Source organism: Oceanicella sp. SM1341, from assembly GCF_003448965.1.
In the GTDB taxonomy this organism is placed as follows: Bacteria; Pseudomonadota; Alphaproteobacteria; order Rhodobacterales; family Rhodobacteraceae; genus Paroceanicella.
Genome location: NZ_QRGC01000026.1, coordinates 53,251 through 78,703, shown reverse-complemented (window position 1 = coordinate 78,703; position 25,453 = coordinate 53,251). Strand labels below are relative to the sequence as shown.

The 25,453-nt window shown below is 61.3% G+C and carries 13 protein-coding genes; 3 read left to right on the top strand and 10 right to left on the bottom strand.

The window, feature by feature from the left end:
- Nucleotides 1-511: 511 nt before the first annotated feature.
- Entirely contained in the window at nucleotides 512-958 is a 447-nt protein-coding gene (locus D3P35_RS19775; protein WP_118137072.1) for a DUF1489 family protein, read from the bottom strand.
- A 270-nt stretch (nucleotides 959-1,228) separates the two neighbouring features.
- Here D3P35_RS19775 and D3P35_RS19770 point away from each other — a divergent pair, with 270 nt between their 5' ends.
- The gene (locus D3P35_RS19770) at nucleotides 1,229-3,508 is read left to right on the top strand and encodes an adenosylcobalamin-dependent ribonucleoside-diphosphate reductase (RefSeq protein ID WP_118137070.1); all 2,280 of its coding nucleotides are present in this window, start codon (nucleotides 1,229-1,231) and stop codon (nucleotides 3,506-3,508) included.
- 319 nt (nucleotides 3,509-3,827) lie between these two features.
- The gene (locus D3P35_RS19765) at nucleotides 3,828-4,925 is read left to right on the top strand and encodes an AAA family ATPase (protein WP_118137068.1); all 1,098 of its coding nucleotides are present in this window, start codon (nucleotides 3,828-3,830) and stop codon (nucleotides 4,923-4,925) included.
- Nucleotides 4,926-5,227: 302 nt separating this feature from the next.
- On the opposite strand, the gene D3P35_RS19760 is transcribed toward D3P35_RS19765, so the two are convergent.
- The 5 genes from D3P35_RS19760 to D3P35_RS19745 all read right to left on the bottom strand — a co-directional run bounded on the left by D3P35_RS19760 (nucleotide 5,228) and on the right by D3P35_RS19745 (nucleotide 13,694).
- Nucleotides 5,228-5,989 (bottom strand): Fic family protein, encoded by a 762-nt coding sequence (locus D3P35_RS19760; protein WP_118137066.1) that lies wholly within the window; start codon nucleotides 5,987-5,989, stop codon nucleotides 5,228-5,230.
- 4 nt (nucleotides 5,990-5,993) lie between these two features.
- Nucleotides 5,994-6,251, bottom strand: a complete 258-nt coding sequence (locus D3P35_RS26310) for a hypothetical protein (RefSeq protein ID WP_157982236.1) — start codon at nucleotides 6,249-6,251, stop codon at nucleotides 5,994-5,996.
- 408 nt (nucleotides 6,252-6,659) lie between these two features.
- Complete coding sequence (locus D3P35_RS26570; protein ID WP_198670711.1) at nucleotides 6,660-8,141, bottom strand: hypothetical protein; 1,482 nt, start codon at nucleotides 8,139-8,141, stop codon at nucleotides 6,660-6,662.
- A 58-nt stretch (nucleotides 8,142-8,199) separates the two neighbouring features.
- Nucleotides 8,200-11,340 (bottom strand): exodeoxyribonuclease V subunit beta, encoded by a 3,141-nt coding sequence (locus D3P35_RS19750; protein WP_118137064.1) that lies wholly within the window; start codon nucleotides 11,338-11,340, stop codon nucleotides 8,200-8,202.
- Complete coding sequence (locus tag D3P35_RS19745; RefSeq protein ID WP_157982235.1) at nucleotides 11,337-13,694, bottom strand: PD-(D/E)XK nuclease family protein; 2,358 nt, start codon at nucleotides 13,692-13,694, stop codon at nucleotides 11,337-11,339. Before D3P35_RS19745 ends, D3P35_RS19750 begins: the two co-directional genes overlap by 4 nt.
- A 581-nt stretch (nucleotides 13,695-14,275) precedes the next feature.
- Between D3P35_RS19745 and D3P35_RS19740 the strand changes: the two genes are divergently transcribed.
- Nucleotides 14,276-14,614 (top strand): hypothetical protein, encoded by a 339-nt coding sequence (locus tag D3P35_RS19740; protein ID WP_118137059.1) that lies wholly within the window; start codon nucleotides 14,276-14,278, stop codon nucleotides 14,612-14,614.
- A 213-nt stretch (nucleotides 14,615-14,827) separates the two neighbouring features.
- Here D3P35_RS19740 and D3P35_RS19735 read toward each other — a convergent pair whose 3' ends face one another.
- From D3P35_RS19735 to D3P35_RS19725, 4 genes are read right to left on the bottom strand one after another with little or no spacing between them, the layout of a single operon-like run.
- Complete coding sequence (locus tag D3P35_RS19735; RefSeq protein WP_118137057.1) at nucleotides 14,828-18,160, bottom strand: DUF499 domain-containing protein; 3,333 nt, start codon at nucleotides 18,158-18,160, stop codon at nucleotides 14,828-14,830.
- Nucleotides 18,161-18,172: 12 nt separating this feature from the next.
- Complete coding sequence (locus D3P35_RS19730; protein WP_118137055.1) at nucleotides 18,173-20,989, bottom strand: DUF1156 domain-containing protein; 2,817 nt, start codon at nucleotides 20,987-20,989, stop codon at nucleotides 18,173-18,175.
- Between the two features lie 14 nt (nucleotides 20,990-21,003).
- Nucleotides 21,004-21,777: a hypothetical protein gene (locus tag D3P35_RS26305; RefSeq protein WP_157982234.1), complete on the bottom strand. Its 774-nt coding sequence runs from the start codon at nucleotides 21,775-21,777 to the stop codon at nucleotides 21,004-21,006.
- Nucleotides 21,774-25,283, bottom strand: coding sequence for a protein NO VEIN domain-containing protein (locus D3P35_RS19725; protein WP_118137053.1), 3,510 nt, complete (start codon nucleotides 25,281-25,283; stop codon nucleotides 21,774-21,776). Before D3P35_RS19725 ends, D3P35_RS26305 begins: the two co-directional genes overlap by 4 nt.
- Between the last annotated feature and the right edge of the window lie 170 nt (nucleotides 25,284-25,453).

The window sequence follows — 25,453 nt, the reverse complement described above, 5'->3', positions numbered from 1 at the left end:
ATTCACCGGGCAGGCGCCGGCCCGGCGGCTGCCTTCCCCGGACCCGGGGCGCGGCCGCTCACTGCATCCGACGACGGCGGTCGGGCAGGCGGGGAAAGCCCGCAGGGGCAGACAGGCTGACCCGAGCGCGCGGCCCGCCGCCCGGCTTGCGCAGCGAAGGCCGTAGCGCGGGGCCCCCCCGCCGCCGGGCCCGGCTCAGCGCACCTCCGAAGGCGGGGAAGCCTGCGGGAGATTGCACCGGGCGAGCAGATCCGGGCAGGAACGCTGACGCGAATTCGCGCGCGCGGGTGATCCCGATGCTGCGCTGGCTCGGCGTGCCGGAGGAGGGCAGGGTGCTCGACGGCCGCTTCGCCCGCCCCGCGCCCGGGGCCGCAAGGCAACCGGCGCCGCCGGCGGGCCCGGGAAACCGGCCCGCGTGCCGGTCACGGAAAAACGTCGCGAAACGGGCCTGCTGAAGGCGGAGACGAAGGCATTCGAACGCGGCCCCGTGCGGTGGTCGCGCGGCCCGCCCTCAGCCGATGCCGATGTCGTCGAGGTGGCGGCGCAGGGCCTCGGGCAGGCTGGCGCGGTCCTCGGCGCCGGCGGCGTCGAGGTCGGCCGGCGCGTCCTCGGCGGCGAGGTAGCGCCAGCCCTGGAAGGCGCGGCGCGGGCGCACCCGGGTGAGCACCACCTCCGGGTCGAGCTGGATGGCGCAGCGGCGAACGCCGTCCTCGCCGAACACTTCCTCGAAGCCGGTGATGCGCTGGCGCGCGCGGATCTCGCCGCGGAACACCCAGTAGAGCGAGCCGCCGGCGAGGATCTCCTCCGCCCGCTTGGGCCACATGCGCGTGACATGGCGGGGATTCGCCGGGCGGCCCGCCGCGGCGGCCTCCTCCATGCGCAGGCGCTGCCACAGCACGAGGTCTTCCACCTCGTCCGCGCCCACGCAGAGCTTCACCATGTTCAGAGGACCGGCCATCGGAATTCTCCCCTTTCGCTTCGTCAGGGACGGGGTATAACCGCCGCGCCCGGCGACGGAAAGGGCAGGGCGCGACACGAGGCCCCGGACCCCGCCCGAGGAATCTCTTGCACGAGACGGCAGGGCATGGCAAGTGAGGCCACGCTGCATATCGCGGCCCAGACACTGCAAACCACAACCACTTGTGCTCTACCCTGTTTATCCGATTGCCATGCGGCAGCGGTGGGGGTAGTATCGCCCCCTTGTTGCCGACCCTGCCGGAGACCGCTCATGACCCGTTTCACCAGCCCCATCGCCGAACAGATCTGGGACATGAAGTACCGCTTCAAGGAAGCGGGCGGCACGGCGCATGACGCGACGGTGGAAGACAGCTGGCGCCGCGTCGCGCGCTCCCTCGCCGCGGTGGAGGCTGATCCCGCGGCCTGGGAGGAGAAATTCTACCACGCGCTGGAGGACTTCCGCTACCTGCCCGCCGGCCGCATCCTGGCCGGCGCCGGCACCGAGCGCTCGGTGACCCTGTTCAACTGCTTCGTGATGGGCACGGTGCCGGATTCGATGGCCGGCATCTTCGACATGCTCAAGGAAGCCGCGCTCACCATGCAGCAGGGCGGCGGCATCGGCTACGACTTCTCCACCATCCGCCCGCGCGGCGCGCCGGTGAAGGGCGTGGGAGCCGACGCCTCCGGCCCGCTCTCCTTCATGGACGTGTGGGACGCGATGTGCCGCACCATCATGTCGGCGGGCTCGCGCCGCGGCGCGATGATGGCCACCATGCGCTGCGACCACCCCGACATCGAGGATTTCATCACCGCCAAGCGCGATCCCGCCCGCCTGCGCATGTTCAACCTCTCCGTGCTGGTCACCGACCCGTTCATGGACGCGGTGAAGGCCGACGGCAGCTGGGACCTCGTCTTCAAGGGCAAGGTCTACCGCACCGTGCAGGCGCGCGACCTGTGGAACCGCATCATGCAGTCGACCTATGATTACGCCGAGCCGGGCGTGATCTTCATCGACCGCATCAACAAGATGAACAACCTCGCCTATTGCGAGACGATCGCGGCCACCAACCCCTGCGGCGAGCAGCCCCTGCCGCCCTACGGCGCCTGCCTGCTCGGCTCGATCAACCTCGCGCGGCTGGTGAAGAACCCGTTCTCGGCCGATGCCGCCCTCGATATCGAGGAACTGGGCGAGCTGGTCGCCACCGCGGTGCGGATGATGGACAACGTGGTCGACGCCTCGCGCTTCCCGCTGCCCGCCCAGGCGGAAGAGGCGCAGAACAAGCGCCGCATCGGCCTCGGCGTGACCGGCCTCGCCGACGCGCTGCTGATGCTCGGCCTCACCTATGGCACCGAGGAGGCCGCCACCCAGACCGAGGACTGGCTGCACGCCATCGCCCGCGCCTCCTACATGGCCTCGGCGCTGCTGGCGAAGGAGAAGGGCGCCTTCCCGCTGTTCGACAAGGATAAATACCTCGCCTCCGGCTCCCTCGCCGAGATGGACGAGGACGTGCGCGCCGCCATCGCCGAGCACGGCATCCGCAACGCGCTGCTGACCTCCATCGCGCCGACGGGCACCATCTCGCTCTACGCGGGCAATGTCTCGAGCGGCATCGAGCCGGTCTTCGCCTATGCCTACACCCGCAAGGTGCTGCAGCCCGACGGCTCGCGCACCGAGGAGGAGGTGGTCGACTACGCGGTGCAGATGTACCGCGACATGTTCGGCGCCGATGCCGAACTGCCCGACTACTTCGTGAACGCCCAGACCCTGCCGCCGCTCGCCCATGTGCGCATGCAGGCCGCGGCGCAGAAATGGATCGACTCGAGCATCTCCAAGACCATCAACTGCCCCGAGGACATCTCCTTCGAGAGCTTCAAGGAAGTCTACATGGAGGCCTGGGACCAGGGCTGCAAAGGCTGCACCACCTACCGGCCGAACGACGTGACCGGCTCCGTCCTCTCCGTCGCCGCCGAGAAGGTGGAGACCAAGAAGGAGGACGAGGTGGCCGAGCACACCGGTGATGTCGTCTACATCGCCGACCCGCTCGACCGCCCGGAGACCCTCGAGGGCCAGACCTACAAGATCAAGTGGCCCGAGAGCGAGCACGCCATCTACATCACCATCAACGACGTGATCGTGGGCGGGCGCCGGCGGCCCTTCGAGGTGTTCATCAACTCCAAGAACATGGAGCATTACGCCTGGACCGTGGCGCTGACGCGGATGATCTCGGCCGTGTTCCGCCGCGGCGGCGACGTGAGCTTCGTGGTCGAGGAGCTGAAGGCGGTGTTCGACCCCCGCGGCGGCGCCTGGGTGCAGGGCAAGTACGTGCCCTCCATCCTCGCGGCGATCGGCGGGGTGATCGAGCGTCACCTGGTCGAGACCGGCTTCATCGCCGGCGAGGGCCTGGGCCTGAAGACCGACCCGCGCGCCGAGGCGATGCGCGTCGGCGAGAAGCCCCGCGGCCCGGCCTGCCCGAGCTGCGGCCAGTACACGCTGATGATGGTCGAGGGCTGCATGACCTGCTCCTCCTGCGGCCACTCCAAGTGCGGTTGAGTTGCTGACCGGCCACAGGTCGGGTGTAGGACCCACTAAATCTTGTCCATTTCCGGGGTAATTTGTCCATTCCGGCACAGGATTAATGACCACCGGCTGCACCGCAGCCGGTGGTTTCTTTTTATATCAATGACTTGCGCGACTGGCGGATTTGCGGCCTTTGATGCGCCGAGGCAGTGCTCCGTCCTGGTGGGCGCCGTTGACGGCTAGCGGCGCTTTCGGCATTCCTCAGGGCCAATCCGGCCGGGTTCTTTCCAACTTCCCCCTCGTGCAGAGCGTCTGCCCGAGGGCATGGCGCCATGCGCCAGAAAGGACCTCCATGACGAAGATCAAGTTCATCGATGCCCGCTTCGCCGATGCCGACGAGAACGAGTTCGCCCTAAAGCGCCGCTTCGAGTGGCATCTGCGCAAGCTCCGTGCCCTTCATGACGGGGTGTCCCCAAAGGTTGCGGGAGACTTTGAGGATGAGTTGCGCTGGAACGAGGACCTCATCGCCGTGCCGCTCTCGGAAAAGGACCGGAACAAGGTGCTGCGCCGTGCGCGCCGGGTAATGGGCGCGCGCGCCAAGGTGTCCGGGCTCAGCCACCTCAGTTCGGATGACCGGCGCGCGCTCGAGGCGTTCCGCGGCGGGGCAGATCTGATCGGCATCGTCAACGAACATCGCGCCGATGAGATCGCCGCGGCCATTCATGCCGAGATGCCCTGGATGGCGGCCGCGACTGATTTCCTCTGGAAAGCGATGCGTCGCTCGGTGCGGGTGGGGGAGCCTGGATTCCGTCTGCCGCCCGTGCTGCTCGATGGCCCGCCGGGGATCGGCAAGAGCGTGTGGTCACGCGAGCTCGGTCGCCATCTCGGGGTGCCGCGCTGTGGCATCGAGGGGACCGCAGAGCAGGCCTCCTTCGTCGTCAACGGCTCGCAACGCGGCTGGGGCTCGGCCTTCCCGGGCCGACCTCTGCAGACCATCGTGCAGAGCCTCTGCGCGAACCCAATCGTGGTGATCGACGAGATCGAGAAGGCCGGGACGCCGACCTCGACCAAGGGGCAGGCCTACGGCTTGGCCGACGGGCTGCTGCCGCTGCTAGAACGCTCGTCTGCTACTGTCTGGAAATGCCCCTACTACCAGGTCGGGTTCGACATGTCCTGGATCAGCTGGGTCCTGACCTCGAACAGCCTGAGCACGCTTCCCGCCCCGTTCCTGAGCCGCCTGGAAATCCTGCGCCTCGCTGGCCCCGGCAAGGGAGACCTCATCTCCTTCGCGGAGCGTGAGGGCGCACGACGGGGGCTGTGTGATGCTGCCCTGGGCGCCATCTGCGAGGTGATCGATCAGGTTGCCGGGGAGCATGATCTCAATCTGCGCCATGTGTCCAGGATGCTGGAGAGGGCAGAGGCCATGGCAAGCAGCCCGCTGTCGCATTGAGCGGTGGATGTGCGCACGCGCCCTCGGTCGGCCTGTGCTATAGCTTCAGCTTGGGCTGGGGGGAGCAGATGGAGGGTGTCAGCCCAAGCGGCTTTCGTGCAAGGCGCAACTTTACGCCAGGCGCCGACACGAACGGACGAGCGCTGCCGTTCGCAGAAAATTGCACGAACGTATGCAATGCGGAGCTTACATCAGCGCACCGCTCGGCGTCTGAACGTCTATCTCGGAAGTAGGCGAACTCAGCGTGGCACAAAAGCGGTAGACACTTGTGGGCCGTCCCATGAGTCAAGCATGTGACATTCTCAAGATTTAACCGTCTTGACCTGCTCGATGCGTATCGCGGCATTACGGGCAGCCATATAGGCCTCGTAGGCTTTCTTAGCGCCAGGATCGGAGGTGTAGCCTGCGATCTCTCTCCCCTCATCGATGAAACGCTCCATCCCACTGAGACCGGGTAGTTCATTGAGCGTCTTCGAGTAGGCCTCATGTGGAACTCGAGCCGCGATATAGGGGGCGAGGTAAGCATTGAGCGGCGCCGGGCGGGGGTCATCGAGTTCCCGCGTGAGAGCGTCCAGGTAGTCGGTCTTGTCCGTTCCCTCCCAGGCAATGCCGAAGCCTGCCCGATAGCAGAGCTCCCCGAAGACCAGCATGATAGTCCGCCCGTTCCCGTCCAGAAAGGGATGCCCAAGGGCAAACTGACCCAGTACCGTCCCGCAGTTTTCGAGAAGGTTTCTGTCAGCCAGAGTCAAACCCCAGTCGACTGCCATTCGGATCTCCGTGGCCTGGGCGAAGTGGGCTTCGCCCTTAGTGATGTAGAGCGCCGGCGCAGTCGTCAGTCGGTCCTGCCCCGCCCAGGGATAGAAGTCCTCGAACAGGATCCGGTGGACGTCGAGGAAGCTGCCATAATCGATCACCTTGCGCGTGCGCAGCATGTCGATTGCGTCATCCAGATTTGCCAGGAACAATGAATGCTCAACGTGCCTGACAGACTCTGGATCGGTCAAACCTTGAGAATTGCGCAGGTAACCCTGTGTGTCGAAGTCGCCAAATGGGTCGAAGACCAAAAGGTCAGCTCCGGATCTCGCGCTGGTGCTGCCCGAGGAGACTGACCATGCGACGCCCGCTAATGATCTTTCGACGCTTTAAGGCTACCAAGAGCTCTTCAGTCATGTCGAGCTCGACGCTATCTCCCGCCAGCTCGGTCACCTTCCCAGCATAGACATGTCCGTAGGTCTTCACCGGCATGAATTTTTTCTGCCGACTGAATCGCGCGACCACATCTGCGACACTGTGCGATTTTTGTTTCATGGCGACATAGCTGGACACTGGGATCTCCTTAGGGAAGAGATAGCATCTTAGATACGGTTCCGCCACTCCAATTTGCGTTTGATGGCCTCTGAGCCGGTGTTGCGGGCCACATTTCCCACTCACTAGCTCCAAAGTTAAGTGTAGGCTTTTTGCGTGACCTGCCAACCGCTAACATTCACCCGAACACTACCATACAAATACAAAGAACCATGCTTGGAGCCGGTGAAAATGCGAAGCCAAGTATGTATGGGCCTTTGCCTGCTCCGCTGCCGCCCGAAAGGCATGCAAAGGTGATGCCGGACATTCGCAGCGTCCGGAACCATACCGGCTGTGTTCAGGGACCGGACGCACCTTGGTCCTGGATCGAACGGCAGCTCGGGGCCGATCAGGTATCTGGTGATTGTCGTTCCGCAGTTTCGGTGCCTGCTATCCCCCTTCCATGTCATCGCCACGAACGACGCCAACCAACCTGCGGAACTCAGCGTCATCAGATGCTTGCTTCCAAAAGTTGATGAAGCGGCAGACCAATTGTAGGTTCTCCTTGGCGTAGTGCCCATTGCTGTCGATGCGGTCCAAGGAGGGCAGCATGTTGTCGTCAGTCTGTGCGCCCCGGAACTGGAACGGCAGGCCGGTGATGGCGCAGCGGTCTTCCTGGATGGTGAGAAGGTCCCGGATCAGCTTGTCCAACTCCGCGTCGGACATGTGCAGCTCCTTGTTCTTGACCGTCGTCGGGACCACTTGACCGTTGGAGTTGAAGACCGTCTTGCCCACCGAATACTTGATGTCGGCAATCGATTTCTCCCGCGCACCGAGGTAGCGCGCGTCGGCCTTTTCACCTTTTGCCAGTTCGCCTTTGGCTTCTTTACGCAACAGGGTCGAGAACAGCCACAGCAGGGAATGGGCGTCGATTAGGCGGACGTGGTCCAGTCTTGCCTGTTCCGCGATTGGCTTGCGGAGGGCATTCAAGATCCCGTTGAACTGGCTGTAGTTCTCCCAGGTGCAATTGCGCAGGGTGCGGAATTCTAGGCCGATCTCGCCGAAGACACGGTCGAAGCCGGTGGGCTGGATCGGCATGAAGCGATCCATGTCCTTGAGGAAGAACAGGAAGGCCATCAGCGGGTACTTCGCGCCGGTCGCTTCGCTCAATTCGTCGAACAGCGCTGCTTCGTCCCGGTCGGTGCGATAGAGCTGGAACAAAAGGCGTTCGAGGGTTCGCAGGCCGGTGCCCGTTGTCGCCGCTTCGATCAGGGCGCGGTGGTCGCGGTTGGCGTGGCCATATCGGTTCTGCCAGAATACCATGTTGTTGTTCAGGTCGCCGTGCGTCGCCTGGATTTCGATGGCGGCGATGACCTTGGCGGCGATAGCGCCGGAGCCGACCTGATCCTGCGTCCAGCTGTCGGCGCCGAGGCGAGTCAATGCCTCGGCACGGACGCGGGGCTTGTAGCTTTCCCAGGCGGCGATAAGTCCTTCGTCAAATCGCGCAAAAGGGGCGTCGAAGGTGGTAATCAGCGACTGGAAGCGGGCGAAGGCGCTGGTGAAATCGATGCCTTCCAGAAGATCGGGCGTTTTCGGGGCCATCGCGGGCGCGCCATCGTACCAGTCGAGGAAGCGTTGCAGGGCTGTAGGGCTGTCGATCTCGGCGCGCTGAGTGTCTGGTCGCGTCAACGGTCTGAGCGGGCCGTTGATATGGTGGTTGCCGTTGTTGGGCTCGGGCAGAAGCGCGACGCCGTCCAGTTGCGGTGGTGCGGGTGGTTGAAACCAGACACGAGTGGTCTGGTTCGTGCGATGGATGGCAAGGACGCGCCCGACTGAGTTTCGGAAACCGATGATGTAGTCGGTCGGTGCCTTTGCGGGATCACCGTAGCGGGAACGGAGGAGGCGTTCTGCCTCGGCGGGGGCAAGAGTCATTCGGCGGCTTTCAGGGTGTAGGAGGTGAGGGCCAGCGCAACTGGCTTTGCGCAGGGTGTCACATGCTGGGCGAGCCCCATGCAAGCGTGCCCGACCCTAGAAAGTGGATGCCCGCACGCGCCAGTCGGGTTTCAGGTCGGAGCGCCGAAAGTGCGCCGACATATGCTCCGAGTTGGGCAAGGTACTGCTGGGCGGCCTCGATAGGAGCCTCCGGTGCAGGCGACTTGTAATCGATGATCACGGCTTCTCGCCCGTCTTGGCTAAGGCCGAGGAGGTCGACCGTGCCGCGGACCCGGGGGCCGTCTGCGATCTCTGTATCGAATGGAAGCTCAGGGTGCAAATCGGTGAAGCCTTGCTCTGCCAATGCCTCGCGCAGGCTTCGCGCCTGTTCCGCGAGAGCTGCGAGAGTCTCAGGCGAGAGGCCGGTGGCTGCGCCCAAATCTACTGCGCGGTCAGGACGCTGTAGAAAGACCTGCATGGCAAGGTGAAGGGCGCTTCCGCGCAGGCTTGCATCGTCAAACGCCTCGCGCGGAAGAGCGGCACCAAGGGCACGGGTCTCGAGAGACCATAGCGCTGTCGCCTCACCGCCGTCGGATGGACGCAGGAAGAGAGGCGCGCCGCGCGGACCTGGAGTTTCCGGGCGACCAGGTCGGACTTCAGCTTCGGTTACTGTTTCGATGCCTGTGTCAGCGAAGGACTCGGGGAAGGCCTTGCCATGGTTGGTCAGACGCGCAGGATGCTTCGAGTTTTCGACAGTGATTTCTCCGGTTCCGAGTTCGAGTTTCCCTTCTTCGACCAGCAGTCGTGAAACCGTGTCCGCATCTTCCTTCACGTATTCTGGCCATTCTAGGACCAGTAGATCCCGTGCGCGTGTCATGGCAACATAGGACAGGCAGCGCTCTGTCACGGCGGCGGGCTCGCGGCGGGCGGCGGCGAAATGTGCGGCCACCTCCCGACAAGCTACGACCGGATGATAGTGAATCGTGGCCCCCTCGAGCAAAGTTTCCGGGACGTCCCAGCCGGTGAATTCGATGCGAAGGGTATTGGCGCGCTCTCCGACCGGCCAGTCGAGGCCGGTCACACAGACTACGGGCCATTCAAGCCCCTTTGACGCGTGCCAGGTTGCGATCTTCACGCCGCGTGCTGTCGAACCGCTCGGATCAGGACGTGCATTGTCGCCCGCATCCGTGCGGATAGCGAGCCATGCGAGAAAGGAGCGGATGTCCCAGCCGAAGACGCCCGAGGCGGCACGGGTGACAGGGTCTGCGGCCTCGAAGGCTGCGGCCTCTGCGTCAAGGCGGGCGAGGTCGGCGTGGGCGCGGGCAGGATCCTGCAGTCCGGCGGCCCAATCATCGAGACCGGCCTCCGTCCGCAGCCCTGCGAGCAGCCTTGCAGCCGTCCAGCTGGATGCCTGTTCCTGCAACGCCTCGAGAGAAGCCAACGCTGGATGCGCGGCGAGGTTGCCATCCAGAATAGCAGTCAGTGCTGCCTCCAGCGACACCGCCGCCGGGCCATGCGTCAGGAAGATGACGGCGGAGAACGCATCTGACGGATCGGCGATCACGGCAAGGGCCGCGCGGGCGACGGTTACAACCTCTGAGGTGAGCCAGCCATCTTCGGCGAGGTCCACGGGAATGCCCAAGTGCGTAAGGCCGTCTGCGTATTCCCGTGCCTTGTCGTGCGTGCGGCACAAGATGGCGATATCCGAAGGCTGCATGGGACGGGGAGTTTCCGTAGTCCTGTCGATGATTGTACGGTTCTCGTCCAACAGGCTTCGAATGCGCTCGGCGATGTGATGCGAGCCCTTGGCCAGGGGTTCTCCCTTGCTGGTCGCGGTCTTGTTCTCGACACGCATGACGTCGATCGGTGGATCGCCAGCGGCACTCCGATGCGGTGCAAGGGGCGCGTAATCCGAAAAGAGCCCGGCGCCGAGATCGTTCACGAGGTTCATGATCCCGGGGAGAGACCGCCGGTTGGTGTCCAACGTATGCGCATCATTGGGGCGCTGTGCAGCAAGGGCCGCGGCGAGGCGCGCGTCAGCCCCCTGGAACCCCATGATGGCCTGTTTGCCGTCTCCCACCAGGACGACGCGGGGGGCGGCCTTGATGAGATGCGCCAAAAGGGCGAACTGAACGGGGTTGGTGTCCTGGAATTCGTCCACGATCACACAGTCGATTCCGTCCATCATGGCCGCAACAGCTCCGGGACGGGCGCGCAGAAGGGCCTCTGCCCGGGCGATCATGTCGCCAAAATCCACCACACCGAGCCGCTCTTTGGCCTGTGCGAAAAGGCGTCGCACTTCTTGCGCGCCCGCAAGCAGCAACTGCAGGCGTTGGGCCGCTTCATTCTTCGGGCCGGGATGGCGGGCCAATGCCCCTGCGGCTTGCATAACAGCTTCGGCGAGATCGTCGTAGCCCTCCGGGGTCGGCTGGCGGTTGTTTTTCACCCGAAGGCTCGTGAGACGCTGCCACCAGGCCCAGTCGGTGTACGCATCGTCCGAAAGCCCGCGCTGAAGGTCACGATAGTTCGATGTGAAGTCCTTTGTCGCGGCGGCGCTCTTCGCGGAATCGACAATTCCGTCCGGGAAGGCCTTTAGCATGGCTTCGATAGTCCGACGCAACCCGGCATCCAGCTCGTCGCCGCTCGCGGCCGTTTTCGGCCAGTCGGTCTTCAAGGCTTCAGCGGCGCGCGCAGGCAGTTTCGGATCGTCGCCGAATTCCCCAAGCTCGTTCAGCTTGGCGATGGCTGCACGAAGGTCACGGCGGAATGAGTCCGTGGCGTCGCCGCCGGTGTAGCTCCAGACGTAGCCATGTGCTGCGAGATCATCGGTGAAGACCCTGAGCGTTTCGGCATCTGCCATTGCCCTTCGCAGGAGCAGTTCGGCCTCCGCGTCCTCGATCAGCCGCAACGAGGGAGAGAGGCCTGCGGCGAAGGCATGCTCGGTCAGAATCCGGTTTCCGAGGGAGTGGATGGTAGAAACATAGGCCCGCTCAATCGCAGCAGCCTCCTCCAGTCTACTTTCCGCCAGCAAGGCCCCGCGGATGCGGCCCTTGAGTTCAGAGGCTGCCGCCTCGGTAAAGGTCACGGCGAGGATGCGTTCGGGTCTGATTGCACTCCCAGCAACCCATTCCTTCAGAGTCTCCTGAATGTGCCAAGTTTTTCCGGCACCTGCACCTGCCCCAACGATCTGGAATGTCATTGGTCGTCCTCCCTAAGGAATGCGCTCACGATCGTGTTGTCGAGAGCATAGGCACCGACCCCGAGGTCACCGAAGAACTTGGCATCGGCAGTTCCATTCAGCGTGACCCGTCCCTGCCGCAGTGCTGCGACGGTTTCAGTAAGCTTCTCTTTCGCCGCACCATGTGTATCGGCGTCCAAAGGGCCGAAGGGGTCTCCGGCCAGTGTGCCGCTGGTCACGGCCACCATGTCAGTGAGGCTGAGGTACCCCACGGCGACAGCATTCTTCCCCTCCGCGAGTGCGCTGCCCCGGATCATGCCCCCGTAAAGCTCGGCCTGAACGTCCCAGCCATTCTTCATGCGCTTCACGCGTTTGGTGGACTTGCCGCTCTTGTAATCGATCACCAGGATGGTCCCGTTCGGCAATTTGAGCAGGGTGTCGACTTTGCCGTGGAGCCCCATGCCAAAGGCCTCACCGGAAAGGTACTCCTCGGTCGCGTGGATGGTTGCCCCGGCTTCTTGCAACATCTCGGCCCATCGGATGGCAATGCGTGTGAGGTCGCTAGCGACGTGACGGCGTTCGACCGTCCAGGCGGGAGCCGCGAGGAACCGCAAGTCGCGATCATCCTCGATAGCGGCGTCGATGGTGACGGGTACAGCCTCCGCCATGCTACCGGGATCGGGCGGTGGACCAGGCGGGAAGAGCGCTTCCAGCACCTTGTGCAAGAGCGATCCGCGTACCATCGCATCGAGGGCATCCGGCCCCCACCCCTTGTCCTCGATCCCCAGTTCGCCAAGAAGCCAGGCGAGAGGAGACACGAGCAGCGTGTCGAGGCGCGAGGGCGATTGGGGGCGCACCGTGCCGTCTTCCTCTAGGCGCAAGCCGGTGAGGTCGCGATTGAGGTCGATCGTGCGATCGGCCGGGAAAGTCCGCGGCGCTGCCGGGAGCGGAACGTGGGTGTCAAAGAGCCAGTCGGCCGGATCCTCTGACAGGGGGCGGATCAGGTCCTCGGCTTTTGTCCCAAGCCTGTGCGCGATCAAGTCGAGCGTGGCAGCAGGCGCCAGCCGGGCCCCAGCGCGATCACGGACGGGGCATGTGATCTCGATACCTTCCGAGACTGCGGCGAACTGCCGATCCAGCCGTGCGCGGGCAAGTTCGAGCGATGCACGGCGGCCAGGCAGGGCGATGCCACAGCATTTTTCGATCAGGTCAATCTCGTGCTCCAGCCAGAACGGACCGGATCCCGACACGCTCGGGAAACGGTCCCCCGCGAAGCCGATCGCCAGGAGACGGCGGACTTCGCGCCACGGGTTCTGTCCTTCGGTGAAAACCGCAAGCGCGCCGCGCGTGGCCGCAACCGGGGCTTCGGGCACGGTACCGGGACGGGTTGCTGCAATGAGACCAGCCCAGTCGACGGGGGCTTCCTCCGGGCCGCAGGTCATGGCCCGCAGAGCCCTGGCGATCTCCCCCGGAACGTGCGAGGCGATTGCGCGAAGGGTTTTCGCAAGTTCGCCACCCGTGGCAGGATGTCGGCGCAGAAGCCCGCGCAGCTCACCGTCGGAGGTCCCGAGACCCAGTGCATCAAGAGCAGCGGCAGCCATGCCGGGCGCAGGCTTGTTCAACACCGTCAGGATGAGATGCAGTGCTTCGGTCGCTCGATCCCGAGCGGGTGCGCCCGGCAGACCTCCGAGGTGAAGACCCAGATTGGCAAAGACAGCCTCCGCGTCGACCAGCCATGCGGGATCGTCGGGCAAAAGAAGGCCGATCTCCTCGGCGCTATGGACTGTGCCATCGTCCAGCATGCGTTGCGCTCGCGCGGCGGCGTGGCGCAATTCTTCAAGGGGGTCGCGCAGGGCAGTGACGGAGATGGGCGCGCCTGGTGCAATGCCAGCGGATTGAAACGTCGAAAGAAGACCGGACCCGGCAGGGATTAGACCCGGGAACGCCCTCACATTCACCGTCGAGCCATGATGGCGCTCGAGCATTTCTGCAAGAGCAACTTCGCTGGCTCTGGCCCCGATCCGACTGCCGCTTGATAGAAGCGGTAATGGGGCGAGGGCATCTTCGGCCTTGCAGGATTGCGCGTGTGCAAGCGGTACCAGATCTTCGGGGAGACGTCCTATGTCTCGCCACAGATCACGTAGCGATGTCAGATGGTTGCGCGCACGTCCCTCGGGCAGACGATCCACCTCCACGGACGCGGGATCCAGCGCGGGTGCGGCATGGATCAGATCGCTCAGGGCTCTCGATACGGCGGCGATCGTGGCATCGGGAGCGACCGCAAGGCTCGACGACCAAGGAGCGCTCTTCGCCTCCCTGATAGCTGAGGTGTCTTCAAAGGCCGCAGGAGGTGGGCAGAGGTAGGTTTCGGCCAACAGCGCCGGGCTCACGAGACGGACTGCGCCAGTCACCGGGTGAACGGTTGAAATGGGATCAAGGGGCAAGGGCGTATTCCCAATGGTAACGACAAGGTCCTTCTGCAAGGACAGTAGCGAGACGATATTGGAGGGAAAGGAGAAAAGGCGATTCGCGGATCGCGTATTACAGTATCTGTCACCCCTCCGGGGTCATGACGTTCTTGCGTGTCGAATGCGCGTTACATCTTCCGCGGCAAATCCTCTGGGGGCAGGTCACGTGCCGCTGTCCGGCTAGCATCGCCTTCAGCTTCGCGTGCTCGTCTTCGAATGCCTTTAGTCTCTTCACCCAAGGCGAGTTGGGCCGGACATCTATTCGACGTCGGATGAATTATCCCATGACCGGTCACTCCAAAATCATGCCGAAGCCCATATGCGAAAAGGACCGAGTGACTTTTTCGCAATTTAAGCAATGGGATAAAGGCCATTGCGAGTGATGGTTCTTGTTGCGTCATCCGGAAAAGTTAGCCTACATCATTGCGTGGCAGCTCCCGACGTTGAGGGAGCCCGCGGGCACTTTCCATATTGCAGAAGGCACAACCATGAACCTTGAGGATTTCGCCAAACGACTCCCTGAGAATTTCACCGAGCAGGAGTTCGTTGCCCTGATGAACCAGGTTATCGACCTCAAAAAGATTGTTGACCTTCCTGCGGCAGAACGACGTGCCTTGTTCAATGGCGTCCAGTATCTCGTCGACTTCATCATGTTGGCCCAAGAAGCGAACGGGGAGCTTCACACCCATGATGGCCATCCTGTGGTGGATTATGGTGGGCCTTTCATCCCGCATGTGCTGGTGAGGCCGGAGGGTTTCGAGATGGACCGTACGGCGCTTGAGACCCTCGGGGTTGGGGAGGCCGACAAGTATTTCGGGGATGGGTAAGCCTCTGTCGAAACGGGCCGGGTTGCTGCCGCCCTGCGCTATTTCTGAGCCACACATGCCGACACCATCGTGCCAAGGGATTTCACCAGGGCGCCCATGCGGTCGCGGCGGCGCTCGATCTCCTCCGCATGCGGAACGTTACAGAAATTGCCGAATTCATCCCGCATTGCCAAGAAGGCGGCATGAACCCGACATTTTCTTCAGTTTTTCATCTTACCTGATGGACTTCTCAATGAATCCGAGGGTAGCCGCGTTTTCGGTCAGCGTTCTGACCTTCGACCGATCTAGGCCAGAAGGCACCTCGGCATCGATCTCCAGTCGGAGTGTGACCTCGGCGCCAGGGACCGTTGTCAGCTGCTCCACGATCGCCTCAACGATTTGGGCCATATCTCTCGCAGGGCGGTCAGCCGAGATCATGACAGTGCCTTGGAACCTTGTTGGTTCTTTGGGCGCTTCGGGGGCTGGACCCACTGGGGCTGTGGTCCCGCCTTCACGCTCCCCGTCGGCTGTTGTTGGCGAGACTGGGGTGCCAGATGAAGTTATCGAGGTGCTGGTGGTCCTTTCCGCTTGAGCAGGTACCTGTTTTGCTCTCGCGGCTTCAGCAACAGTCGGCCTTACAATGACGCTGTCGGCGTCGATCGTGACGGCAGCGCTTCCTGCGCTTTCGATGGAAAGACCACGGTATTCGCTCTGAGCTTCATCATAAGTTTCAGCATACGCGAAGGGGCCCGCCACCATTTGCGCGATCGAAGAACGAACGCAGCGGATCAGAGTATCCCGATCTTTCAGTCTGGGCAGGTAGGTGTATCGGTTCAGGTATTCCCAAAGGTCCTTGAGATGCAGGTGGTCGCGATCGTTCCAGATGTATTTTTCCAGCTCGCGGTTCAGGCGCTCCGGACCAATCTCTGGAAGAAGAGCCTCTTCGCTGACTAGCTTCTTGCTTGCCCGGCTCAAGAGGCCATCCTGAGCCGGAATGCGGGCCGATGAGAAGCCGACGTCGGTCTGGGCGCTGTCCTGATAAGGATAGATCAGGAAAGCCCATGTTTCCTTGAGCCTTGTCTGAACGGTCTCCTTGGCTTCCTGAGCTTTGTCTTTGGCGAGAGACATTTCGCTGGACTTGAGGTCCAGGCGTCCGCTGTTCGCATCTCGAACGATCCCATCCCATGCCAGAAGGGAACGCATGGCGTCTTTCAGGTTGTCGAGCTGACGGGAGTCCGCAGCCAGGAAGACCAAGGTGTTGCGATAGACGCGTGGCGTTGAGCCACGTTGAAGCAGGATGTCCTTCACTTCCGTCATCGCATCCGAGTTGTCTCGGCCACTGTGCGGATGCGCCACGCCAAGAACCACGGCACGGACACCGCCCGCCTCATCTGGCACAGCTGCGGAGCTGTCCGGGGCAACCTGGACGGCATCGAAGTTTCCACGATCTGCAATGCCGTTGATGTAGGTCGACAAGGCCTTGTCGATTTCGACAAGGACAAGCGCGTCTTCGAGTTGTCCTGCCCGATCTGCCGCCACCCGGTTGAGGCTCGCGGACATCGAGTACCAGTATCGACCAAGGTCACCGTGCATGAACTTGGCTTGGTTGGTCAGGCGGCGTAGTGCGTCGCCAAAGATTGCGATCTTCTCTCCGGGTTGCACGACGCCGAGGTTGATCTGCTTGTCGTCGAGCCCCTTGTTTTCCTGAGAGTGCAGCGGGGCCGTTCCCATGAAGACCGTGCGGGCGACGCGGCGTGTGGCCGAGTAGCGGTTCAGGTTTGGCGCAGCTTGGTCGACCCTGTACGGGGTTGAAGATGTGCCATCGATGTCGCCCGCAATGATCGACTGCCACGAGGGGTCCAGATAGTGCAGAAGCTCGGGCTCCACCCGTTCAGAACTGATGGACACACTGCCGGGCATGATCATGACGGAAGGGTCGCCGGACATCCAAAGCTCATGGATGACCTGGGCCATAAGACGCAGAACGCCACGGGTCCGCTGGAATTTCTCTAGCGAGCCCCAAGCGGTGTAGAGCTGATCGAACAGGTCCGGATGGATCGGATATGCCTTCTCCAGTTTCCGGCGGTAATCTTCGTCTACACAGCCGAGCGGGAAGTCATTCGGGCTCTCTCGATACAGCTTCGCAAACTGTTTCAAGGTGTTATCGCGATGACGATAATTGTCACTCAGGATTTCCCGGAACAGGCGCCGCCGGACGATCTCATAGCTTTCTTCCTGCGATGCCGGTCGCCATGAGCTTTCGACGCGGCTGAAGGTCTGTTTCAGACGGGCCAGAGCTTCCTGCCCGCCCTCACCGCCGACCTCGATCTGAGAGGCGGGCAAGGAGGCGACCAACAACGTTTGCGGTGCGGCTTTCACCGCCTCGGTCAGCGCTTGCACAAAGGACAGGTTCGCATCGAACGAACCGGACGGCAGCCCCTCGATCTTGTAGATCTGGCGCAGGTAGGCGACCCATTCGTCGATCAGGATCAGACAGGGCGAGAACTTGTTGAAGATCTCTTCCAGCAGGTTCGAGCCCGGCGCGATACCGCGGGCATCGTTTTCCGCGATCATGTCGAAGCCAGCCTGACCGCCAAGCTGCCATGCCAGCTCGCCCCAGGTCGTCTTGATGACCTGCCCGCCTTCCAGGGTGATGACGTCCTGCGGACCGCGCGAGGTCCCGACCAGAACAGCGCGATTGACCTTCTCGGGAACATCCAGCCCGTTGCGCGACAGCAGCTGATCGAGGCCCGGCAGATCGCCGACACGGGTTTGCCCAGCCATGTGATAGAGCGCCAGCATCGAGTGCGTCTTGCCGCCGCCGAAGTTGGTTTGCAGCTCGACCACCGGATCACCACCCGCACCGGACAGGCGCTTGGCCGCGCCTTTGAGCAGGGCACTCAGGCCTTCGGTCAGATAGGTCCGGCTGAAGAACTCGCGCGGGTCACAATATTCCTGCGCTGCCGTGCCCTTGTGGACCTTGGCAAGGTCAGCTGCGAACTCGGCCTGCTGGAACTCGCCGGTCGCCACGTCCTGATGCGGCTCCACCACTTCGCGCCACGGCAGCAGCCCCGAAACAGTCTCGGTCGAAATCGTGGTGGAGCTGCTCTTCTTGCGCTCCTCGTTCCGGGCAAGCTCGGTGAACTTGGTCCGCAGGATCGACTCCCGCATCTTGCCGATCTCGTCGGCGCTGTCCCCGGCGCTCACCGCGTCCAGGATGCGGCGCATGCTGTCCAGCGCCCGTTCCGCGTCGTCATAGGAGAACTTGCCGTCATGGGCGAGCTTGTTGCGGGCGTCGATCAGCTCATTGACGATCGAGCGGTGCGTCCGGTCCAGAACGTCGCGAAACGCCTCGTTCCAGAGGCGCTCCATAATCTTCAGAAGCTTATGCGTATCGAGGGTGAATTTGCCGTTGGATTCCGGCCGCCATTCGGGGAAGCGCGAGATCACATCTTGCGGCCATCCCTTGCCCATCCCCGCTTCGAGCCGTTGCATCACGAAGGGCTGAAGGCCCTTCTGCATATGCTCCATCCCCTCGAACACATATTGACGCGTGCTTTTTGCCATCTCAAATCACCTTCAAATATCCATGCGGGTCTGGCGGTTTTTGTCGGACACATGAATCGTGGCCGCCAGCCGGGTCAAATCTGTCCAGACGGCGATCAGGCCGTTGTAGGAGGTCGCCTCCTTCGCATCCTGGCGCTTGTTGCCGCAGACGTCGTAGAGGTAGTAGGCAAGGTCCTTGACCGTCTCGGCCCGCTCGCTGCCGATCTTCTTCAGCAGTTCTGCAGCCGCATATTCGCCGTCATTTTCCAGTGTGCGGATCAGGTGCTGGCAGGCCTCCCAGATCGTGAAATGATCATCGGTCTCGGGGTCCCATTCCGGGTCGATCTCGTCGCGCTTGAAGATGCGCACGCTCCCGGCCGAGCTTTCGACAATCCCGGCATGCTTGACGCTTTCAACCGAGATGCCGCGCGCCGTAGCGATGCTGTTGGCGGTGCCATACTCGCCCTTGTCGAACCCGTGTTGCTGGAACCAGGTGGCGGTAAAGCGTGTCTCGGCATCGAACTCGCCATGCAGGTCGTTCAGGTACTCGTCGAGCTGAGAGTTGATCAGCTGCAAGGCCGTCTTGACCATCATCGGGCTGTCGTCTGCTTCAAGTACGGCAGCATACCGAGAGAACACACCCATGCCTGGGCCGATAGCCGATTGTGGCATGTCCGCGGGAGAGACGTTTGCAGCTTGAAGCTCGGCGATTGCTGGGGGAAGTTCTCGCCTCAATGAGCGAATGAACTCTGCTCTTGTAATTGTCTCTGCGTCGTTGGCTTTTTTCCTGCAAACCAGAACAACTGAGTTGGCAAGAGCGTTTGTTCCAGAGGCCACCATGCGATTAGACATTTCTGTCCGCATCGGCCATGTCCCCATGACTGAAAATCCTGCGTGTACAACAGCCTGCAAGAATGTCGCCCAGCCAGTTGAGCTGACACCTTCCTTTTCAACTTCACTTTGTTTGAACGCATAGTAAATTGTTGACGGATATTCCGCACTAGTCTGTTCGGCCATTCGTTGAACAGCCTTCGTCATTCCATCAAGGAAGAAGGTATCTGCTTCGTCTTGCCCTCCATGGCGATACCTAGTTGCGACGAGTTCTTCGCCCTTGGGAGTGGACAGGAAGCCGAAAATTCTTGGAAAAACTCCGGAGCAGTTTCTTTTGAGCCAAACGTAAAAGAAATCTGACAGGTCGGAGTATTCGATATTGTCGTAGTAAGGTGGGTCAGAAGAAATTGCGACATTTGATGGATAGTCTACCGTCTGAGCATCATGTTGAGTAACGCTTCCGTTCGTAGCAGGGACCATCAACTCAACAGATCGAGCAACCCAGTCTACGTTGCTACTAAAGTTCCCGCTAGAATTCGAGAATGGATTTCCTTCCGCGAAATCCCATGTCATCGGAATTGCTTGCCGTGCAAACGTATTTCGGAGTGCTTCCATTTTGGGTGACGAGTCCCACGAGCAAATGGTTGACCCTCGGTCCGCAGAGCGATCGATTGCGAAGGAAAGATAAACCCTAATAGCCTCGGCATATGCTCTAGCCCCGCGTCCTCCATCAGAAAGTGAGGTGTCGTCGTCTACCATCCCCAATGCGGTACAATCCTCCAAAATCTTCATCTGGAGGTCATCGAGAACTTCGGAAAAGGTGGTCAGACTCGCAAGTTGGCGGGGCAAAAAGTAGTCTTCAAATGTTTCAATGCCATACTTGCGGCCTTGAGCATTGCTGGCAAAGGTGCCTCGGCAAGGCCGCTGTAGAAATGATGTGTCGAGCTCACCGATGCTTGCGTCCGCATCATCAACGGCTTTAAGTTGAGTTGCCGACGGGCTCAGATAAACGCGCCCTCTCTTTCCTTCCGCAGCAATTGCAAGGAGTACGCGCCCCATCTTTCCCTGAGAGGCTGCCGCGTCGATATATGCACCAGAAATTGGAGCATCTGAAAGAATACAGCGAAAATTGGCTTGGCCGGATTTAGTGCCTTTTCTCGCCTGCTTTATCTCTTCCTTTGTTCCATTTCTTGTTACTTCGTAAGAAACACATCGTGTTACACGGCTCGGTTTGGCCGATATCCAAGCTTCACGTCCCGGCTTCGTTCCCAATACAAAACTTGAAGTTATGGGAACTTGTATATCCGCAAACGCAGGGTCGGGACTAGGGACAGTCCGTGCCCATATCCAAGCAATAACCGACGCCTTGCCACCGCCTTGCTCTTTCGGCAGGTCTACTTGCGGGTAAAGATGCCCGATACGCTCCCAAGCCTTTTCGCGCATCCATTCGCCGTAGTATTTCACATCCTCGGCCAGTCCTTCGGCATTGCGATAGAAGGACCGCTCCTTGATGCCCGGATGGATCGGCTCCATGTCCTTGAACTTCGGCGGGATCTCGATCATCGCCTTGCCGATCATTACGGCCACCGGGTTCAGGTCCGATCCATAGGCGGGCAGGCCCAGGCGCTGCGCCTCCAGCGGGATCGACCCACCACCCGAGAACGGATCATAGACCGGCGGCAGTTCACCCCCGCAGCTGCGCCGGATTTCTGCGCGCGCTCGCTCCAGGACTTCTTCGTTGGTCGAGTTCTCCCATTTCACCAGCTCCTCGATGATCTGGAACAGGCGCTTGCGTTCGGCCTCTACTGCCTCTTCGGTCGGGAACTGATCCGGGAGGCTGGAGGGGTCATCCACCAGCTGCGCAAACAGCACCGCCCGACACGCCGCCAACGGCCGCCGCGCCCACCACAGGTGCAGGGTGCTGGGATGCCCATGCCGGATCGACTTCTCCCGCGCCGACGCCGCGTTGATCGCTTCCAGCGGGATCGCGACTTCGATCAGTTTCTTCTTGTAGGTCATTTCGATCCCTTAGTTTATTCTGCAATGAAGAGGGCTTGCAGGCTGGGGCCGAGGTTCTGCCCCGCACCTTCGCCCAGCAGGTCTTCAAACATCTCTGCACTTGTAATTGGGCTGATACCTCGATCGCCGTAGCGAGCCAAGGAAGCGCTTTGCAGATCGCTCCCAATAGGTATTCCCATCCCACGTTCTGCGAACGACGAGTCCGTCAGGTCGCGACCGTCCCAACTGCCAACCATGAAGCGGATCAGCGAGCCTGAAGATCGGCGAAGATCATGGATAATTTGATGCGCCGAGCCCGGGCAAAAGCAACCAAACCTTTTGCAGGTCTTCTCGATGGCCACAGATTTAATCGGACGAGCCTGAGAAAGTTCTGAGGCTGTCGCGTCAAGCGTGAAAGCGGCTGATTTGACCTTTTTTCCAACCTCTTTGTCCAAGGCAGACGGCTTGCAGCACCAGGCCTCTTTGAACACGCAGTTGGTACGCGCAGCTGCATGAATATCCTCTGCTTCCGGAAACACGTAGAAGGTGCTGTCGGGATATCGTTTTTCGACAGCCGCAAGCTTTGTTAGCTGGTCACGTTCAATCTTAATTCGGCTTCCCGATTGAGCTTTGAATTGGAATAGAATTAGGGTGCCGCCGATACCAAGAACGGCATCAATTCCTTTTTTACGCTCTTGCGCCTGCGTCAAGCCAAACCATTGAGGGTTTCGATTGAAGGGCATGATCGCTGCGCTCAGAGCAGCACAGAATCTGATTTCAAAGCTTTTTTCCGCATATCTGGTGGTCAAGAAAGCTCTCCGGGCGCGACAGCTCGGGCAAGGAGCTTTTTTATATCAAACTGAATTGCGTTCTGATCGAACGGCGGTTCACGCGAGTCAAGCGCACCGCGGACATACCTCGGGGCTGCGGCAAAGCCATCGTTGACCTGCACGATGGCAAGGATGAATTTCTCGGGCTCGTGAAGCGAGGTGATGATTTCCTGCCGAGTCAGCATCACCGTGTCCGCGCCGTCGATCCGGCCTTTGACCTCGATGAACCGCATGTGGTTCGTGTCGGGGTCGAAGGAGGCGATGTCGTAGCCGATCTTGCGGGCGGACACGTCCTCGGGCTCGTTGCCAAGGGCACGTTCGGCGGCCATGACCGCACTCATTGCCTTCAGCTCGATCGCGCGGCGGGCCTCAGGGTCTTCGGAGAAGCCCTTGGGCTTGGCAGCGCTGCCCCTGTTCAGGAGCAGGCCCCTCGGGACAACGACCATGCCACCACGGACGCGCGGCGGCTGAGACGTGATGAACCGCTCCTGTTCGATTAGCTCAAGGCGGCGGCGCAAGCGTTCGGCCAGGTCCTCCGCCCGGCGCTCTGCATTGCGCCAGTTGGACCGAACCTTCTTGCCCGCCTTTTCCTCTTCTTTCAATTCGGCTGCGCGAGAGTCCCAGTAGTTGATCTCTTTCTTCAGCCGGGCTTTTACCTCATGCTCGACCTTGTCGATCTCCGGGAGGCGCCGCTCGCGCACTTCGGCGACATGGAACTGGGCAAGTTCGATGGTCGCGTATTGGACCACGCGCTTTTCTAGGTCTGCCGTGAGCCAGGGGGCGCTGATTTCTGTCTGAACAGAGGCGATCTCTTCCGGTGTCGCGGCCCGCAGGTTCAGGTGCGGCGCGATCCCGGCATCATGAATTTCGCCTGCCTGATTGACCGTCGCGAACTGAAGCTTCTGGGAGACGAGGTTGGCATTGCCTGCGTGACCAGGACGCCCGTCCTGAACCGAGTGTTCCAGAAGGAAGAGGGTTCCGACTGCCGTTCCGTCGTCGGTGTCGTCGACCAGCACGGCCCCTTGCTTCATCAGGTGATCGTTCTGCTCGCGGACGATGCTGATCACCGCGTCCAGCAAGGGGTGACCCGGATAGACGAAGGCCGCCACCGGTTGCTGGTTGATTTTCGACTTCTCGAAGCAGATCCGTTCGTACTTCTTCTGGATCGGTGCTCCGCCACCGATCTGACGGTCCCGTTCCCTGATGATGAGCGGGACGTGGGTAATTTCCCAACGGCCTTCTTCGCGTCGTTTGATCTGCCCGCCGAGGCGCTGGAACGCCTCGACAAAGAAACTCTGGATGTGATGCGGTTGAAGGCGTTGTGCTTCAGCCTTCTCCATCGCGATCCGGAGCTCTTGGACTTGAGCCGCTGGCATCGTGTCGTTGGTGAGTTGCCGCTTCTGGAGAAGGGTCAGAAGGTGGCTCTGATCGACCGCGCCGTCGACTGCCTTGTAGAGGCGGGCCTTCACATCCTCGTCGTCATTGTACTGGATGGCTTCCAGCAGCAGGTCTCGAAGCGGCCGATCCTCGAAGAGTTCGCCCAGGACGTCATAGACCCTCCCGCCCAGAGCTTCACGGGCGGCTTCAAGCTTTTCGAGCAGGCGCGCGTAGACGTCGCCCTCGCGGGTGTCCTTCGCGACGAGGTTCCACAGGTGGCACACCTCGGTTTGCCCGATCCTGTGGATGCGACCGAACCGCTGCTCGATCTTGTTCGGGTTCCACGGTAGGTCATAGTTCACCATCAGGTGCCCGCGCTGAAGATTGACGCCTTCCCCCGCCGCATCGTTGGCAATGAGGACAAGCATGTCCCTGTCCTGCATGAAGCGCTCAACGACCTTGCGGCGCTCTTCCCGCGTCACGCCCCCGTAGATCACGTCCACTGCATCAGGTTTGCCGAGGCGTGCGGTCACCTTGTTGCGGAGGTATTCGAGCGTGTCCTTCGGCTCGGTGAAAATGATCAGCTTGCGACGATGCCCGTCAGTATCGAGCATCAGATCATCATCAAGGATCTTGTCGAGTTGCTGCCATTTGGTGTCGTGCCCGGAATGCAGGACACGAAGGGCCATGCCCTCCAGACCTTTCAGGGTCTCGACCTCGATTTCCAGCTGCTCGGCCGTCTCGGCACTGGTAGCGCTGGTCGAGATCAGCTCTTCCATCTCGTCGATTTCGTCCTGACCATACTCATCCGTATTGGTCAGCAGGTCTTGGTTGACCTTGGGCTGTGCGAAGCCCGCTCGGTCACTCTTGGCCGCAAGCCGCACTTCGCTCAGCTCTGCCTCAAGCCGTTCCCGGCGACGCTTCAGTGACTGGTAGATCGCAGCAGGGCTTGAGGCCAAGCGCCGCTGAAGGATCTGCAGCGCGAAGCCGACGTTGTTCTTCTTGCGCCCATCGGTTTCGGCGAACCGCAAGACGCGGTTCATCTCGTCACGGACATAGTCTGTCACGGCGGTATAAAGTTCAGCCTCTTCAGGGGAGAGGTCATATTTGACTGTGTAGGCGCGGCGCTCGGGGAAGAGCGGGCGACCGTCAAACCGCAGCAGCTCTTCCTTGGTCAGGCGGCGCATCATGTCTTCGACGTCAGCGACATGGACACCGTCCCGGAAGCGACCTTCGAACCGGTCGCCGTCCAGGAGAGCCATGAAGAGCTGGAAGTCGCGTTCTTTGCCGTTGTGCGGTGTGGCTGACATCAGCAGGAAGTGACGGCAGACCTGCCCCAGCTTCTGCCCAAGCTGGTAGCGCTTGGTGTACTTCGCCTCACTGCCGAAGAATGTCGCGGACATTCGATGGGCTTCGTCGGCGATGATCAGGTCCCATTCGGTAGACTTGAGGAGCTTTTCTTGAAGCTCCTCGTTGCGCGCCAGGACGTCCAGCCGAGCGATCATCCTGTTGCAGTCGTTGAATGGATTACCTGAGCGGGAGCTCTCGATCATGTCTCGGCTCAGGATGTCGAATTCCAGGCCGAACTTCTCTCCCAGTTCATCCTGCCACTGCTCGACAAGACTGCCCGGAGCGACCACCAAGCACCGCTCCAGATCACTGCGAGCGATAAGCTCCTTGATCAAGAGGCCAGACATGATGGTCTTTCCGGCACCGGGATCGTCGGCCAGCAGGAAGCGCAACGGTTGCCGTGGCAGCATTTCCCCATAGACCGCAGAAATCTGGTGGGGAAGAGGATCGACCTGGCTGGTATGGATCGCGAGATAGGGGTCGAAGAAATGGGCCAGTTTGATACGGTTTGCCTCGGTCACCAGGCGCAAGAGAGCGCCATCGGCATCGAATGACCAATTCCGACCTGCGGATTGGACATCGAGGCGATGTTCATCGTCGCGATAGATTGTCGTTTCAGCGACCGATCCGCTCGACTGCCGATATACGACGTTGACGGCTTGGTTGCCGATCCATTCGACAGAAACCACCTCCACGGCGCTGCCAGGCATTACGCCGGTGACGCGCCCGCCTGGTTTGATGTCTTCAAGTCTGGTCATGCCGGTCTGCTTCCAGGTGAAAATTCTCCCAAATCAAGTAATTACTTGATTGAAATGATGTCAACATTGGGGATCCTTGGGGGAGGTTGCCATGCGATCTGGCCATCGCCATTGCGCGCTGACCAGACGCTCAAAGGAGCCGGCATCCGTCGCCAAGCATTCCCGGCTGA